19 protein-coding genes are annotated in these 16,397 nt (G+C 42.7%); 5 read left to right on the top strand and 14 right to left on the bottom strand.

Annotation, left to right across the window (positions count from 1 at the left end):
- The 3 genes from QZ359_RS01475 to QZ359_RS01465 all read left to right on the top strand — a co-directional run.
- Positions 1–422: DUF1727 domain-containing protein (locus QZ359_RS01475; protein ID WP_293955923.1), on the top strand; the 422-nt coding region annotated here is incomplete at its 5' end.
- Entirely contained in the window at positions 422–1,204 is a 783-nt protein-coding gene (gene gatD, locus QZ359_RS01470; RefSeq protein ID WP_033684891.1) for a lipid II isoglutaminyl synthase subunit GatD, read from the top strand. The genes QZ359_RS01475 and gatD, both read left to right, overlap by 1 nt.
- 127 nt (positions 1,205–1,331) lie before the next feature.
- Positions 1,332–2,414 (top strand): Xaa-Pro peptidase family protein, encoded by a 1,083-nt coding sequence (locus QZ359_RS01465; protein WP_000040929.1) that lies wholly within the window; start codon positions 1,332–1,334, stop codon positions 2,412–2,414.
- 103 nt (positions 2,415–2,517) lie between these two features.
- On the opposite strand, the gene QZ359_RS01460 is transcribed toward QZ359_RS01465, so the two are convergent.
- The 8 genes from QZ359_RS01460 to QZ359_RS01425 form a co-directional block, all read right to left on the bottom strand.
- Positions 2,518–2,979 carry an ECF transporter S component gene (locus tag QZ359_RS01460; RefSeq protein ID WP_084888661.1) on the bottom strand — a complete coding sequence of 154 codons (462 nt, stop codon included), beginning with the start codon at positions 2,977–2,979 and terminating at the stop codon, positions 2,518–2,520.
- Positions 2,957–3,730 carry a bifunctional hydroxymethylpyrimidine kinase/phosphomethylpyrimidine kinase gene (locus QZ359_RS01455; RefSeq protein WP_141230736.1) on the bottom strand — a complete coding sequence of 258 codons (774 nt, stop codon included), beginning with the start codon at positions 3,728–3,730 and terminating at the stop codon, positions 2,957–2,959. The genes QZ359_RS01460 and QZ359_RS01455 overlap by 23 nt, the downstream gene beginning before the upstream one ends.
- Complete coding sequence (gene truA, locus QZ359_RS01450) at positions 3,720–4,469, bottom strand: tRNA pseudouridine(38-40) synthase TruA (protein ID WP_049499584.1); 750 nt, start codon at positions 4,467–4,469, stop codon at positions 3,720–3,722. The genes QZ359_RS01455 and truA overlap by 11 nt, the downstream gene beginning before the upstream one ends.
- 99 nt (positions 4,470–4,568) lie before the next feature.
- The gene (locus QZ359_RS01445; protein ID WP_293955909.1) at positions 4,569–5,720 is read right to left on the bottom strand and encodes an MFS transporter; all 1,152 of its coding nucleotides are present in this window, start codon (positions 5,718–5,720) and stop codon (positions 4,569–4,571) included.
- Positions 5,721–6,043: 323 nt separating this feature from the next.
- Positions 6,044–6,673 (bottom strand): Pr6Pr family membrane protein, encoded by a 630-nt coding sequence (locus tag QZ359_RS01440; RefSeq protein WP_000033942.1) that lies wholly within the window; start codon positions 6,671–6,673, stop codon positions 6,044–6,046.
- Positions 6,674–6,675: 2 nt separating this feature from the next.
- The gene (locus tag QZ359_RS01435; RefSeq protein ID WP_001061584.1) at positions 6,676–7,014 is read right to left on the bottom strand and encodes a zinc ribbon domain-containing protein YjdM; all 339 of its coding nucleotides are present in this window, start codon (positions 7,012–7,014) and stop codon (positions 6,676–6,678) included.
- Positions 7,015–7,144: 130 nt separating this feature from the next.
- Positions 7,145–7,816, bottom strand: coding sequence for a (d)CMP kinase (cmk, locus tag QZ359_RS01430; protein WP_153198729.1), 672 nt, complete (start codon positions 7,814–7,816; stop codon positions 7,145–7,147).
- A 9-nt stretch (positions 7,817–7,825) separates the two neighbouring features.
- Positions 7,826–8,317 carry an SAG1386/EF1546 family surface-associated protein gene (locus QZ359_RS01425; RefSeq protein ID WP_023946238.1) on the bottom strand — a complete coding sequence of 164 codons (492 nt, stop codon included), beginning with the start codon at positions 8,315–8,317 and terminating at the stop codon, positions 7,826–7,828.
- Between the two features lie 45 nt (positions 8,318–8,362).
- Between QZ359_RS01425 and QZ359_RS01420 the strand changes: the two genes are divergently transcribed.
- The gene (locus QZ359_RS01420) at positions 8,363–8,560 is read left to right on the top strand and encodes a ferredoxin (RefSeq protein WP_004235080.1); all 198 of its coding nucleotides are present in this window, start codon (positions 8,363–8,365) and stop codon (positions 8,558–8,560) included.
- A 57-nt stretch (positions 8,561–8,617) separates the two neighbouring features.
- Here QZ359_RS01420 and QZ359_RS01415 read toward each other — a convergent pair whose 3' ends face one another.
- From QZ359_RS01415 to QZ359_RS01390, 6 genes are all read right to left on the bottom strand, one after another.
- On the bottom strand, positions 8,618–9,583 hold the full coding sequence (locus QZ359_RS01415) for a glycosyltransferase family 2 protein (RefSeq protein WP_293955898.1): 966 nt from the start codon (positions 9,581–9,583) through the stop codon (positions 8,618–8,620).
- A 1-nt stretch (position 9,584) separates the two neighbouring features.
- On the bottom strand, positions 9,585–10,604 hold the full coding sequence (gene galE / locus QZ359_RS01410; protein WP_049544760.1) for a UDP-glucose 4-epimerase GalE: 1,020 nt from the start codon (positions 10,602–10,604) through the stop codon (positions 9,585–9,587).
- A gap of 102 nt (positions 10,605–10,706) precedes the next feature.
- Positions 10,707–11,810 carry an FAD-binding oxidoreductase gene (locus tag QZ359_RS01405; RefSeq protein WP_293955894.1) on the bottom strand — a complete coding sequence of 368 codons (1,104 nt, stop codon included), beginning with the start codon at positions 11,808–11,810 and terminating at the stop codon, positions 10,707–10,709.
- A 16-nt stretch (positions 11,811–11,826) separates the two neighbouring features.
- Positions 11,827–12,624: a Nif3-like dinuclear metal center hexameric protein gene (locus QZ359_RS01400; RefSeq protein ID WP_049551333.1), complete on the bottom strand. Its 798-nt coding sequence runs from the start codon at positions 12,622–12,624 to the stop codon at positions 11,827–11,829.
- Entirely contained in the window at positions 12,611–13,288 is a 678-nt protein-coding gene (locus tag QZ359_RS01395) for a tRNA (adenine(22)-N(1))-methyltransferase TrmK (RefSeq protein ID WP_064275968.1), read from the bottom strand. The genes QZ359_RS01400 and QZ359_RS01395 overlap by 14 nt, the downstream gene beginning before the upstream one ends.
- Positions 13,289–13,388: 100 nt before the next feature.
- Positions 13,389–15,725 carry a cation-translocating P-type ATPase gene (locus tag QZ359_RS01390; protein WP_293955889.1) on the bottom strand — a complete coding sequence of 779 codons (2,337 nt, stop codon included), beginning with the start codon at positions 15,723–15,725 and terminating at the stop codon, positions 13,389–13,391.
- A 132-nt stretch (positions 15,726–15,857) separates the two neighbouring features.
- Between QZ359_RS01390 and QZ359_RS01385 the strand changes: the two genes are divergently transcribed.
- Positions 15,858–16,397: 1-acyl-sn-glycerol-3-phosphate acyltransferase (locus QZ359_RS01385; protein ID WP_293955887.1), on the top strand; the 540-nt coding region annotated here is incomplete at its 3' end.

Genomic DNA, 16,397 nt, shown 5'->3' with positions numbered 1-16,397 from the left:
TCCATATCGGTGACAAGGAATGCACCCTCGTCTTGATTAAAAATCCAGTCGGTGCGACCCAAGCTATCGAGATGATTAAACTAGCTCCTTATCCATTTAGCCTATCTGTCCTCCTAAATGCCAACTATGCAGATGGAATTGACACCAGCTGGATCTGGGATGCTGATTTTGAACAAATCACTGACATGGACATTCCCGAAATCAACGCTGGCGGTGTTCGCCATTCTGAAATCGCACGTCGTCTACGAGTAACTGGCTATCCAGCTGATAAAATTACTGAAACAAGTAGTCTGGAGCAAGTTCTTAAGACCATTGAGAACCAAGACTGCAAGCATGCTTATATTCTAGCTACCTATACTGCTATGCTTGAATTCCGCGAACTGCTGGCTAGTCGTCAGATTGTTAGAAAGGAGATGAACTAATGGTTTATACTTCACTTTCCTCAAAAGCTGGCAATTACCCCTATCAGCTCAACATTGCCCACCTCTACGGAAATCTCATGAATACCTATGGGGACAATGGAAACATCCTCATGCTCAAGTATGTGGCTGAAAAACTGGGAGCCCATGTGACGGTTGACATCGTTTCACTTCATGATGATTTTGATGAAAATCACTACGACATTGCCTTTTTCGGTGGCGGTCAAGACTTTGAACAAAGTATTATTGCAGACGACCTACCTGCTAAAAAAGAGAGCATTGACAACTACATCCAAAACGACGGTGTGGTTCTGGCTATCTGCGGTGGTTTCCAACTATTGGGCCAATATTATGTTGAAGCTTCAGGGAGACGCATCGAAGGACTAGGGGTCATGGGCCACTACACGCTCAACCAGACCAATAACCGTTTTATCGGGGACATCAAGATTCACAATGAAGATTTCGATGAAACCTACTATGGTTTTGAAAATCATCAGGGCCGTACCTTCCTCTCAGATGATCAAAAACCGCTGGGACAGGTTGTCTATGGAAATGGAAATAACGAAGAAAAAGTCGGCGAAGGTGTTCATTATAAGAATGTCTTTGGTTCCTACTTCCACGGGCCTATCCTCTCTCGTAATGCCAATCTAGCTTATCGCCTAGTCACTACTGCCCTCAAGAAGAAATATGGTCAGGACATTCAACTCCCTGCTTATGAGGACATTCTCAGCCAAGAAATCGCTGAAGAATACAGTGATGTCAAAAGCAAGGCTGACTTTTCTTAAACAAAGGAAAATGATATCAAAGAACTCCGTTATCTTGTCGGAGTTCTTTTTGTCTGTTCTTTTACCCTTCTCCCTTGCATTTTCTCTCATTTTTTGCCAAAATAGAGGGGTAGAAAGAAGGTAGCATATGTCTAAATTACAACAAATCGTAACATATCTTGAATCAGAAAAACTAGACGTCGCTGTCGTATCTGACCCCGTCACAATCAATTACCTCACTGGCTTTTACAGTGATCCCCATGAACGCCAAATGTTCCTTTTTGTCCTAGCGGATCAGGAACCCCTCCTTTTTGTCCCAGCCCTTGAAGTGGAGCGTGCGAGCAGCACTGTTTCCTTCCCAGTTGTGGGCTATGTGGACTCTGAAAATCCATGGCAAAAAATGAAACATGCTCTTCCACAACTTGACTTCAAACGTGTCGCTGTTGAGTTTGACAATCTCATCTTGACCAAATATCATGGCTTGAAAACAGTTTTTGAAACTGCTGAGTTTAACAACCTCACACCTCGTATCCAACGCATGCGCCTCATCAAATCTGCTGACGAAGTGCAAAAAATGATGGTTGCAGGTCTCTATGCGGACAAGGCTGTTAAGGTTGGCTTTGATAATATTTCTCTTGATAAGACAGAGACAGATATCATCGCCCAAATTGACTTTGCTATGAAGCGTGAAGGTTATGAAATGAGCTTTGATACCATGGTCTTGACTGGTGATAATGCTGCAAATCCACACGGTATTCCAGCAGCCAACAAGGTTGAAAATGATGCTCTTCTCCTCTTTGACCTTGGTGTTCTAGTCAACGGCTATGCGTCAGATATGACTCGTACAGTCGCAGTCGGCAAACCTGACCAATTCAAGAAAGACATTTATAACTTGACTCTTGAAGCCCAACAAGCTGCTCTTGACTTTATCAAGCCAGGAGTGACTGCCCATGAAGTGGATCGCGCTGCTCGTGAGGTCATCGAAAAAGCTGGTTACGGCGAGTACTTCAACCACCGTCTCGGTCACGGTATCGGTATGGATGTCCATGAATTCCCATCTATCATGGAAGGAAACGACATGGTCATCGAAGAAGGCATGTGCTTCTCTGTTGAACCAGGTATCTATATCCCTGGTAAAGTCGGTGTCCGTATCGAAGACTGTGGTGTTGTTACCAAAGATGGCTTTGACCTCTTTACAAACACCAGCAAAGACTTGCTTTATTTTGATTAAAATTCTTCGAAAATCTTCCCACAATAAAACGCATAGTATCAAGGTTTTTCAACACCTGATACTATGCGTTTTTCTTATTTGAAAGACTTTTGACTCAGCCTCATTACTTAATCTTCTTGATACTTTGACTAAGGATAAATCCTACAATCATCCCTACCATATTTTGCATGAAATTTGGTAAAATTTCTGGTAGAGCTGCAGCCCAGCCATTCATCAAAGTAGAACCCAAGGCGTAACCCCCTACCATGGCAATCGTTGCTAAGACAAGGCCTAACCACTGAGTTTTTCCTTTAAATCCTGCGAAAAATCCCTGCAAGCCATGGTTAACCAAGCTAAAGAACATCCACTGAGGATAGCCTGATAAGAGGTCAATCAAGAAACCTGCTAGTCCTCCTACTACAGCCCCTTCACGACTACCAAAGTAGAAGGCCGTAAAGAAGACACCCGCATCTAAAAGAGTTAGAATGCCTGTCGGTGTTGGAATTTTTAAGAAATAACCTAGAACCACAGAGAGGGCGGTTAATAGGGATACAAGGGCGATTTTAGTTGTTTTGGTTTGCTTCATATTGTCTTACTCCATACTGATCTGCTTGTGCAATAGAACGATAAACGAAAGCCTTAGAGCTTTCTACTGCTAGTAAAAGTTCATCACCTTTGACTAGGTGACTGGCAATGCTAGAGGCAAAGGTACAACCTGCACCAGCATTTTGCCCTTGAATGACGGGATTTTCTAGGACTGTAAAGGTTTGTCCGTCATAAAAGACATCCATAGCCTTGTCCTGACTAAGGCGATTGCCTCCCTTGATAATGACTGCTGGCGCGCCTAAGTCATGCAATTTCTGAGCTGCTGTTTTCATGTCTTCCAAGGTTTTAATTTCCTGACCTGCCAATAATTCTGCTTCAGGAAGATTAGGCGTAATCACACTGACATGAGGGAAAAAGCGAATCAACTCTTGGCAGAGTTCACTAACTGCTACGTCGTGCGCTTCCTTGCAGACCAAGACAGGATCCAGAACCACAGGCACTCCTGGGCGTTGCTTGATAAAGTCCAATGCCTTCTCAGCCACACTGACAGTAGGGAGAAGACCAATCTTAATTCCCCCAAACTCCACATCACGCAAGCTATCTAATTCATGTTGAAAAATGGTATCGTCAGTTGGAAAGACTTCAAAGCCCTTTTCCGTCAAGGCTGTCAAACAGGTCACTGCTACAAAGCCATGCAAGCCGTTCAAGGTATAGGTAGCCAAATCCGCGGACAAACCACCACCACTAAAAATATCATTTCCAGAAAGTGCTAAAATACGATTATTCTTCATAACGAATCTCCTTTAAATATAAACCATTTGGTGCTGCAGTGGGACCTGCAAGCTGCCTGTCCTTTTTCTCCAAGATGAGGTCAATCTGCTCTACTGGCATGCGGTTATTGCCGATTTTGAGCAGTGTCCCCACCATATTACGAATCTGCTTATACAAGAAACCATTTCCTGAAAAGGTAAAAGTCAAAAACTGGCCTGTCTCATCAACCCTAAGACTAGCTTCTGTAATAGTACGAACCTTGTCCTCTACACTAGTCCCAGAGGCTGTAAAACCGGTAAAATCATGGGTTCCCTCTAATTTTTTGATAGCCTCCCGCATCCGTTCCACATCAAGCGGATAAGGAAAGTGGGTGGCATAGTGACGGCGCATAGGATTTTTGGGACGTCCTCTATCCACGATAAACTCATAGGTCTTGCTATGCTTGGCATAACGGCAATGAAAATCATCCGCCACAAGCTCAATCGAAATCACATCAATATCTTCAGGAGACTGGGTGTCCAAAGCAAAACGGAGCTTCTCCTCATCCATCTGATAAGGTAGATCAAAATGAATAACCTGTCCCAGAGCATGAACCCCACTATCTGTCCTACCAGCACCGTGAACAGTAATGGCTTGCCCTTTATTTAACCTGGTCAAGGTTTTTTCAATTTCTTCCTGAACGCTACGCGCATGAGGCTGGCGCTGAAAACCAGCAAAGACGTAACCATCATAGGAAATAGTTGCTTTATATCTTGTCATAACTTCTATTTTATCAAGAAATTAGTCTGTAAACAAGGCCCTAAATCAAATAGTGTCTGGGTACAAAAATCCAAAAAAGAAAAACTTAGGAAACCAATCCTAAGCTCTCTTTTGAAGTAGGTACATGACAAAGATAGAGGTTACAATTAACCAAGATCCTAAGATAGCAAAGACCAACATCCCATTGTGAGTTAATAAGCCAATTGCACCTAGAACGAATGGAGTCGTAAAGGCTCCGAAACTACAGCCTAAAACTGCAAATGAAGTTGCTTGATTGAGGAGTTTAGCTGGAATTCTTTCAGAGACAAGTTGAAAGACTGTCGTCAAGGCTACACTGTAGGAAAAGCCAGCCAGAATACTTCCTGCCACTACCACCCACAAGGATGGAGACAAGGCAATCACAATTTGCCCCAAGCCGAAGGTAATACCAGACCAGAGGAGCAGTTTCTCTTTAAATATTGAAATCAGGAAAGAAAAACTCACACCAGCCACAATCCCGATTAACTGCATGACACTAAGAACAAAACTAGATAACTGGGCATCTCCCAGTCCTCTTTCCACCATCAGACTTGGAATACGGATGGTAATAGCTGTATTGGTACAAACTACAACCGCCGCTTCAATAGCTAAGATAAAAATCAAGCCCTTCATTTCCCGAGTTAAGCGACTTGCTTCCTTCGTTTTTTTCTTGACTTCTTTCTTTTCTTTTCCATAAGGTACAAAGAGCAGATAAAGGATCAGAACTAAAAATCCAGCACTATAAGCTAAGAAAGTAGCTGTCCAACCAAAGGCCAACAATTGGCCGACTGCCAAGGTAATGAGAGAAGCCCCAACGACCTCTGCAGAACCGCGTAGCCCTAACATCTGAATTCTCGTTTTTCCTTGATAGCGTTCACTGATAATGGAAATGGCCTTGGCATTAATCATTCCAACACCTAAACCAAAAAGAATCCGTGTTCCAAAGACAAAAGGATAGGCTTGATACCAAAAGGGAGCTGTTCCACTTAGTGATAAAACTAACAAGCCTAAACTAATCTGTAAGCGCTCAGGAAATATTTTTTCTAAGAAACCATTTAGTAGTAACATAATCATGATCCCAAAAGATGGCAAGCTCGCCAAGAGCTCAATTTGTTCCTTAGGATAACCTTGATAATAGTCAAACATGGCTGGCAGGGCACTCGAGATGGAAAAGGACGTAATCAAAACGAGGGAGAGAGCCAAAATACTGGCCCGTTCTAAAAATTGTTTCATGAAATCTCTTTCTATATTTTCTCTTAATATTCTGTCTCTTTTGATAGTTATCAAACAAGCAAGAAAAGAAGAAGCCTCTTTAGTGTATAGACTCCTTCTTAAACTCGAAAATGAATCCCTTGTGTCTTATACTCAATGAAAATCAAAGAGCAAACTAGGAAGCTAGCCGCAGGTTGCTCAAAGCACTGCTTTGAGGTTGTAGATAGAACTGACGAAGTCAGCTCAAAACATGGTTTTGAGGTTGTAGATGAAACTGACGAAGTCAGTAACTATATATACGGCAAGGCGAAACTGACGTGATTTGAAGAGATTCTCGAAGAGTATTAGGATGACTTTCTCTTGATTTGCTTAATAAAGTAGAAGATAAATCCTGCCACCATATAGGCAACAAAGATAATCAGACACCACTTAAACACGACATCCCAACCCTTGTTTACATTCAAAAAGAAGTAAGGGAAGGGACTGACCTTAGAATTAGGAACATCAAGTTTCAGTACCAAGCCATTAAAAAGAGCAAAAATCATATACAGCAAGGGTAAAATCGTCCACACAATTGGATCCCAAATCTTGTATTGACCCTGTTTGTCAAAAAAGAGGGTATCTGCTAAAAACCAGAGGGGAACGATATAGTGGCAAAGGAAATTTTCTAGAGTATAGAAATTAGTCGCAATGGGTGCCAAGAGGAAATGGTAAATCACACAGGTAATCATGATACTCATGGTGACCCCACCTTTTAAGCGCAAGAGACTTGGTCTTTGCCAGTTTTCACCTAAACGGCTCATAACCTTTAGGAGATAGAGCGTAAAAATCGCGACTAAAAGGTTGGACAGAACCGTATAATAGAGCAACATCCCAAATCCACCATGCTTGGCGATTTCAAGATAAACTCCCGTAAAAGCCGCTAGAAACAAGAAGATACGGCTATAAAATACAAGTTTATAGTGTTTTGACATGCTTAAATTTTCTTCACAAACTCTGATTTGAGTTTCATGGCACCAAAGCCATCAATTTTACAGTCGATATTGTGGTCGCCCTCTACGATGCGGATATTTTTCACGCGCGTCCCTTGTTTCAAATCTTTTGGCGCACCTTTTACTTTCAAGTCCTTGATGAGGGTTACAGTATCACCGTCAGCCAATTTATTCCCGTTGGCATCGATAGCAACAAGGCCCTCTTCTACATCTGCAACTTCAGCAGGATTCCACTCATGAGCACACTCTGGGCAAACCAGTAGGGCACCGTCTTCGTAGACATACTCTGAGTTACATTTTGGGCAATTTGGTAGGTTGTTCATGGTTTCTCCTTATCATCATTCACTATTCTTTGAAAATCAAAATTTCTCGAACAGCAACTATTATACCTTAAAATCAGCATTTTGACAAATTTAGAAAAAAACCGATATCAATCTATCGGCTTCTCTACATTTACATTCTTTTTTCAGCTTCTGCTTTGATTTTTTCAACTACTTCTTGAATGTTCAAACCAGTTGTATCAAGGTAGACAGCATCCTCTGCTTGTTTGAGAGGTGAAGTCTCACGATGACTATCCTTGTAGTCACGCGCAGCAATTTCCTCTTTTAGGGTTTCAAGGTCTGTTTCAATTCCCTTGGCAATATTTTCCTTGTAACGGCGCTCTGCTCTCTCATCGACTGAAGCTACTAGGAAAATTTTTAATTCTGCTTGTGGCAATACAACAGTCCCAATATCGCGACCATCCATGACAATACCGCCTTGCTGGGCAATCTCTTGTTGGAGAGAAACTAGTTTCTCTCGCACTTCAGGAATTGCTGCGATGGCAGAAACATGATTGGTCACTTCATTTTCACGGATAGGATGGGTGATATCCACATCTCCTACAAAGACAAGCTGTTCTCCAGTTTCTGAGCGCCCGAAACTGATTGGATGCTGGTCCAATAAGTCTAAGAGTTCTTCAACTTGTTCAACTTCTAATTGGTTCTTGAGAGCCATGTAGGTCGCTGCACGATACATAGCACCTGTATCTAGGTAGGTGAATCCAAAATCCTTGGCAATAATCTTTGCGACCGTACTCTTGCCACTTGAAGCTGGACCATCGATAGCAATTTGAATCGTCTTCATTTATGACTCCTATCTAGTCTTAATCACATCTCCAGGATTAGCAAACCAAGATCCTGTAGCCATATGGCCAGGATTCAAAGCTTCTAACTGAGCAATCGAGATTCCTGCACGAGCGGCAATGGCGGCTTCTCCTTCTCCAGCCATAACTTTTGTAGTTCCTTCTGGATCATTTGGATGTTCTGAGCTACTAGATGACTCTTCTACCTTCTCCTCTGAACTAGAAGATGCCTGCTCTGAACTACTACTAGAAGTAGAAGAAACTTGCTCTACTTTTGTATCTGAATCGTGAAAATCTTTCAAGGCTGCTGTGCGATTACTCCCACCCGATGAAAGATAGATAAGAACAATAATCATCACAACTACAATCACAAAGAAAATACTTGCTAAAATAGTCAAGATACGATTAGCCAGCACTCCTCCACCTTGTTCTCTCTTACGACGTTCTGATCTTGTTTCTTCTTGATTCTCATAAATATCTTCTTGCCACGGTTCTTTTGCCATACCTTACTCCTTGTTTTTTTTTACTTTTCTTATTACAATATAAATATGAAAATCACACTTATACCTGAACGCTGCATTGCCTGCGGGCTTTGCCAAACTTATTCTGAATTATTTGATTACCACGATAATGGAATCGTGCGTTTTTACGATGACCCTGACCAACTAGAAAAAGAAATCTCTCCTAGTCAGGACGTCGTAGAAGCTGTTAGAAACTGTCCAACACGTGCCTTGATTAAAGATTAACCCTGATATCGACAAGAACGTTCCACTCCTTCTAGTTTAGCATATTTCCATGCAAAATTATAGTCTTTTCTCTTTATTTTTTTCTGTAAAATCAGGAAGGTCACTTTTTTCTTTGACGAGATAAAGTGGTCTTTTTTTAGTCTCTAGATAAATCTTACTGATATACTTGCCGAGAATCCCAATGGTCAAGAGTTGAATCCCTCCGAGAAAGAGAATAACAGCCATCAGAGAGGTCCAACCCGATGTCGGATTGCCCAAAATAAGGGTTCGAACTACAACAAAAAAGGTCATAAGTAGAGAAATAAAACAAGATAAGAGACCTGCCACAAAGGCGATAATCAAGGGAAAATCTGAAAAGTTAACAATCCCTTCAATAGAGTAGAAAAAGAGTTGCCTAAAACTCCAACTGGTCTTGCCAGCCTGCCTTTCGACATTTGGATAGTCCAGATAGTGGGTTTTAAAGCCGACCCAGGCAAAGAGTCCCTTCGAAAAGCGATTGGACTCAGTCAAGCTTAAAATGGCATCCACTACAGATCTTCTCATCATGCGAAAATCACGGACACCTGACGGCAAGGCTACTGGACTAATTTTTTGCATAAGACGATAAAAGAGATTAGCACAGAAACTGCGAAAGAAGGGTTCTCCCCCTCGACTGGTTCTGCGTGTTCCAACACAGTCCAAGTCTGCATTCTGGTCTAGTAAATTTTTCATCTCAAGCAACATACTCGGAGGATCCTGGAGGTCTGCATCCATCACCACCACTAAATCTCCTGTCGCATATTGTAAGCCTGCATAGAGAGCTGCTTCTTTGCCAAAATTTCGAGAGAAAGAAATATAATGAACTGCCGGATTTTGCTCCCGATAGGACTTTAAGAGTTCCAAGGTCCCATCACTTGATCCATCGTCGACAAAGACATACTCGATTTCTGTCTCCAAATCTGGAAGTAAAGCTTTCAAAGCCTGATAAAAAAGAGGAAGTACTTCCTCTTCGTTTAAACAGGGGACAATGATTGACATCACCATCTTAGTCTTCAAATCCATTTGGATGCTTGCTTTGCCAACGCCATGCGTCTTCACACATTTGGGTGATGCCTAATTCTGCTTCCCAGCCGAGTTCTGCTTTGGCTTTTGCAGGATCTGAATAGCAGGCTGCGATATCCCCTGGGCGACGGTCTACGATACGGTAAGGAATTGGACGTCCCACCGCTTTTTCCATGTTTTGGATAATTTCAAGAACTGAGTAGCCTTTACCTGTTCCAAGGTTATAAACGTTTAGGCCTGAACCTTTTTGGATTTTTTTCAGAGCTGCAACGTGACCTTTAGCCAAATCGACAACGTGGATATAGTCACGAACACCAGTTCCGTCTTCCGTATCGTAATCATCTCCAAACACTTGCACTTGCTCTAATTTTCCAACGGCTACTTGAGTCACATATGGCAAGAGGTTGTTTGGAATACCGTTTGGATTTTCTCCTAAATCACCACTCTCATGGGCTCCAATTGGGTTGAAATAACGAAGCAAGACCACATTCCATTCTGAGTCTGCTTTGTAAATATCCGTCAAAATTTCCTCAAGCATAAGCTTAGTGCGGCCATATGGATTGGTCACTGAAAGTGGGAAATCTTCCAAGATTGGCACTGTATGAGGATCTCCATAAACTGTCGCAGAAGAACTGAAAATGATGTTCTTACAGTTGTTTTCTTCCATGACCTTCAAAAGACTAACAGTTCCAGCGATATTGTTGTCATAGTAGGCAAGAGGGATACGGGTAGATTCACCGACAGCCTTCAAACCAGCAAAGTGAATAACACCAGTCGGTTCTTCCTGTTTAAAAATGTCACGAAGAGTATCTGTATCACGGATATCTACCTCATAGAAAGGCACTTCAACTCCTGTGATTCTCTCAACAACTTCTAAACTTTTTCTGTTACTATTCACAAGGTTATCTACCACAACAACTTGATGACCTGCTTGGATTAACTCAATAACAGTGTGGGTTCCGATAAAACCTGCTCCACCCGTTACCAAAATCTTTTCTTGCATCTTCTTTCCTCGATTCTCGGATTATTTTTTCTTATTTTACCATTTTTGATAGGGAATGTCATTTGCCATCCTAGAGGGGAGACTAAAATTCCAGTAAAATGCTTATTCGCTTTTTACCCGTTTGACATAGTTTTCAATTGGGTAGTTTAGAGGGTCCAAAGTCAACTCCTTGCCTTGGATCAGTTGAGCTAGATGATAACCAATGATAGGACCAGTTGTGAGGCCTGATGAACCTAGTCCACTAGCAGCATAGACACCTGCCAATTCTGGCACCTGCCCAAAAAAAGGAGAGAAATCACTGGTATAAGCACGGATTCCCACACGCTCAGCTCTTGAAGTCGCTCTAGCTAAAACTGGATAGTGAGGCAAGGCTGCCTCCTCCATTTGTTGGAGCAAGGTTTCATCTACCGTCAAATCAAATCCCATGTCATTTTCATGAGTAGCACCTAAGGATAATTTCCCACCTGCAAAAGGAATCAAATCCCACTCCCCTTCTGGCATAACAACAGGATAAGATTCTATGTCTTGACCAAGCTGATAATCTCTTAGTTGTCCCTTTTGAGGACGGACATCCACAGCATAACCCAAGGGTTCTAACATATCCTCCAACCAAGCTCCTGTTGCCAAAACAACCTGATCAAACACCTCTTCGTCAATCTGGTAACCTGATGCTAAAGGTGTCAAAGTTACTTTTTCTTTGACCAGCTTGACCTGACTGGCTTCTAGCAAACGAGTCACTAAAAGTTGGCCATCTACTCTCGCTCCACCAGAAGCGTAGAGCAGGTGGTCAAATCCCTGCAAGCCTGGGAATAATTCGTTAGCTGATGCTTGGTCCAGAATGGCTAACCGGCCTATCAAAGGAGATTCTTCTCTACGCTGGAGGGCTAGTTGATAGAGTTCTTCCAACTTAGTTTTATCCTTTTTCAGGAGAAAGACTCCCGAACGCTGGTAAAAGTCAATTTCTTTCCCTGACTTCACTAAATCAGCCAACAAATCCACATAAAAGTCAGCCCCCAAGCGCGCCATTTTGTACCAGGCTTTATTGCGACGTTTGGAAAACCAAGGACTGATAATTCCCGCTGCGGCCTTGGTAGCCTGACCTTGTCCATGGTCAAAGACGGTTACTTCTAGGTCACTTTCTTTAGAGAGGTAGTAGGCAGCTGTTGCTCCCACAATTCCTGCTCCAATAATGGCAACTTTTTTCATTGTTTTCACTTTCTAACTAGATATGGTGGAAAGGATTGGTCGATGCTTGACTAGGTACAATATCAATTGTCCAGCCATTTTCAGCCTTCCATTGAGTAAGGAGTGCAGAAATTTTTTCCACAAAAAGCACTTCAATATAGTGACCTGGGTCCAATGCCAGTAACCCATCAGACAACATATCCTGGGCAGTGTGGTAGTAAATATCACCAGTGATATAGACATCTGCCCCCTTTGCCAAAGCATCCTTATAGAAAGACTGCCCACTTCCACCACAGATGGCCACTCTTGAAATAGGCTTCTGCAAATCGCTCTCTTGATAATGCACCATTCGAAGACTATCTAGACCAAAGACTTGCTTGACATTCTGGGCCAATTTCCCAAATGTCTGAGGCTGAACATTCCCAATACGTCCAATTCCACGTTCAGGACCTGTCTCCTGCAGATAAGTCGTTTCCTCGATACCTAGCATCTGACAGAACCAATCATTGAGGCCATTTTCAACGATGTCAATATTGGTATGGCTGACATAAACTGCGATGTCATGCTTTATCAAATCAATGTAAATCTGATTTTGTGGACGGCTAGCTACCAAATCCTTGATGGGACGGAAAATCGGCGCATGCTTGACAATAATCAAGTCTACACCCTTTTCAATGGCTTCAACCACCGTTTCTTCACGAATATCGAGAGCCACCATGACCCTTTGGATATCCTTGTCTAAAGTACCAATTTGCAGACCACGACTGTCTCCCTCCATGGAAAATTCCTGAGGGCAAAAGGCTTCATACGCATTAATCACTTCACTTGCTAACATGGAGAACCTCCTTGATGGCTTGAATTTTATCTACTAGAACTTGACGTTCTTCCAGATTTTTTTCTGGGATTTGTCCGAGGGCAAACTCTAGCTTAACAGCTTCTTTTTGCCATTTTTGGACAAAGACTGGACTGACCTCTTTGGACAAGAAGGGACCAAAGCGAACATCACTAGCTGATAGCTTCATTTGTCCTGCTTCCACCACCAAAATCTCGTAAAACTTGCCAGCCTCTTCTAAGATACTTTCAGCTACAATCTGAAATTCGTTCTCTTGTAGCCAGATACGCAAGTCGTCTTCACGATTATTGGGTTGGAGGATTAAACGCTCTACATTAGCTAACTTGTCCAAGCCTTCTTCTAAAATCCTGGCAATCAAACGACCACCCATACCAGCAATGGTAATGACCGATACCTTATCTGCCTCTTCAAAGGCTGCCAAGCCATTTGCTAAACGGACTTGGATTTTCTCCTTTAACCCGTGACTTTCAACATTTTTAACCGCGGACTGGTAGGGACCTTCTACAACCTCACCTGCAATGGCACTTTTGATTTGTCCTCTTTCGACCAACTCGATAGGCAGATAAGCATGGTCACTCCCCACATCTAGTAAAATGGCTCCCTGTGGCACAAAGGAAGCCACTAATTCTAATCTCTTTGAAATCATCTTCTCTCACTTTCCAAACTCTATTACCTCTTATTATACCACATTTCAGCTGGCAATCTTGTACCTAAAAAGACCGCAATCCACAGATTGCAGCCTTTCTTTATTTTCTAGCTTGATAACGACTGGTTAGAATGAAAATCACGGTAAAGACCAACATCATGACACCATAAACAGGTAATGTTTGTCCTGTTAAGGTCGAAATTTCAAGCAGTTTTTGAATTCTTGGGAAGAGAGCTGTAGCTAAGAAGCCACCTACTGACCAGACAATTAAGAGTACACGCCAGAGAGTAAATGGCATGCAGGCTCTAAATACGGATAAGAAACCGATAGACCCAAGTAGATAATAGAGGAGGGTTGAGATTTCTATCTCAGACCAGCCTTGACTACTTCCAAATAGTTTCACAAAAAGAACGCTGAACACAACCATAAGTGCACTTGGTAGGGCACGAAGCATAGACCTTCTGAGGAAGTTTGGCTCGACAGGCTTGATATTTCGCTCAAACGTCAAAACGAATGGTGGGAAACCTTCCACAAATTGGTCGATCATGGTAATCTGGATCGGAATGAAGGGGAAAATCAAAATCCACTCAGACCGTCCTAGAAGAGCACTGGCAATACAGATGACCGCTAACAGGAAGGAATAAATAGTCTTAATCAAGAAAATAGGGGCGATATGGGCGATGTTATTGACCACCCGACGACCTTCAAAGAGAATCTCAGGAACATCATTAAAGTCAGAGTTCAAGAGAACCAGATTAGCAATCTGACGAGTCGCAGGGTCTCCCTCAGCCATCACGATAGAACAATCCGCCTCACGAAGAGCCAGGATATCATTAACTCCATCCCCTGTCATAGCCGTTGTATGCCCTGCTTTTTTCAGCGTTTGGATGATGAGTTTCTTTTGATGAGGGGAAACACGTCCGAAAATAGCTGTCTCTTCAGCCATGGCAATCAATTCCTCATCTGTGATTTTTGAGCAATCTACATAACTGTGATAGTCTGCAAAGCCAGCCTTCTGGGCAATACTGGACACAGTGACCGGATTATCACCAGAGATAATTTTAAGTCCCACTTCCTGAGAACGGAGATAATCTAGCGTCTCAGCTGCTCCTTCTCGTATCGGGTCCAAGATTTCTAGCAAAGCCAGAGCCTGAATATCAGAAGGTTTTTGTGGTTTGTGGTTGTCTAGTTTTTCATGACTGAGGGCTAAAACCAAGACACGTGATCCTCTCTCCAAAGCCTCTCTGGCTTCTGGGACTTCAGAGTCCAACAACATCTCAGGCGCACCTAGGAAAACTGTCCCCAGACCTTCCAATTCCATGGCTCCCCACTTGCGGTCGCTTGAGAAAGGAAGATTCGAAAGCATAGGGTAGGCTACCTGACCTTGGAAACGCTGGCGAATAGCTTGAGCTGTTGGATTTTTATCTTCACTATGGGCCATATAACTGGTCAGGATACTTGCAATAGCTTCATCATCATAAGCTTGAGTCAAAGGAAGAACAGCCTCTACCTGCATCTTTCCTTGAGTGATGGTACCTGTCTTGTCCAAACAAAGCATATCCACTCGCGCCAAGGTCTCGACAGAGTACATCCCCTGCACCAAAACCTTTTTCAAGCCCAGTTTGATCACTGCAGTCAAGAGAGAAGTAATGGTCAGAAGGGCGATTCCCTTAGGCAACATTCCCAAAAGGGCTGTCGACGAATTTACAACGGATGATTTGAGAGGCAAGCCTTTTAACATCAAGGCTTCTAGCAAAAGAGCCAGACCAAAAGGAATGATAATCTTCCCAGTAAAACCAGCTAACCTGTCCAACGATTTCATGATACGTGAGTTGATGGGTTTAACTGTCTTGGCTTCCAGCATGAGCTTGGCAGCATAGTTGTCTGCCCCAACATGGTGAACTTGAGCCAAAATTGACCCACTGGCTAGGAAACTTCCAGACAAAAGCAAGGCATCCACTTCCTTTTGCACCAAATCACTCTCACCCGTCAACATGGCTTCATTGACTTCCGCAAATCCTTCCAGAACCAAGGCATCACTGGGAATCTGCTCCCCAGCAGACAAACGAATAACGTCTCCTAGCACCAATTCTTCAGGATTGAGGGCAACTTCCTGACCATCACGAATGGTTTTAACCTTTTCCTTAGTCATGAGATTGAGCTTGTCCACCATGTGTTTGGCCCGTAGCTCAGTCACAATACCAGAAAAAGCGTTAAAGCAGATAACGGCAAAGAAGACCAGATTGCTCCAAGCCTGCACAAAGGCTAGTGCCAAAGCAATGGCAAAGTTCAAAGCATTAAAAAGGGTAAAGACATTTCGTTTAACGATTTGCCAAGTGCTGGTACTAGCCGATGCGGTAAAATCATTGACCAAGCCCTTAGCCTGTCTTTCCTTGACTTCTCTTTGGGTTAATCCCATAATCTTATTTTTATCCATAAACTCTATCATATCATTTTTTCTAAAAGAATTCTAATCTCATCCCAAATATGCACCTAGTCAAGGGAAAAGTTTGCCAGCCCTCCTTTGATAAGGTATAATAATAACAAGAAAACAATCGAAGGAGATCGCATGTTTTATACTTATTTACGTGGATTAGTTGTATTGCTCCTATGGTCCATCAATGGCAATGCCCACTATCATAATACTGATAAAATTCCTAATCAAGATGAAAATTATATTCTGGTTGCGCCTCACCGCACCTGGTGGGATCCTGTTTACATGGCCTTTGCGACCAAACCAAAACAGTTTATCTTTATGGCCAAAAAAGAGCTCTTTACCAACCGTATCTTTGGCTGGTGGATTCGTATGTGTGGCGCCTTTCCTATCGACCGTGAAAATCCTAGCGCCTCAGCCATCAAATACCCTATCAATGTTCTCAAAAAAAGTGACCGCTCTCTCATCATGTTTCCAAGTGGGAGCCGTCACTCAAACGATGTCAAGGGGGGCGTAGCTCTGATTGCCAAAATGGCCAAGGTCCGTATCATGCCTGTTACCTATACAGGTCCTATGACCTTGAAAGGCTTGGTTAGCCGCGAGCGTGTCGATATGAACTTTGGAAATCCAATTGATATCTCAGATATCAAGAAAATGAATGACGAAGGCATTGAA

Origin of the sequence: Streptococcus sp. (genome assembly GCF_019414905.1) — a bacterium.
Taxonomy (GTDB): Bacteria; Bacillota; Bacilli; order Lactobacillales; family Streptococcaceae; genus Streptococcus.
The sequence above is the reverse complement of the archived record's forward strand: the minus strand, read 5'-3'. Positions and strand labels throughout refer to the sequence as shown.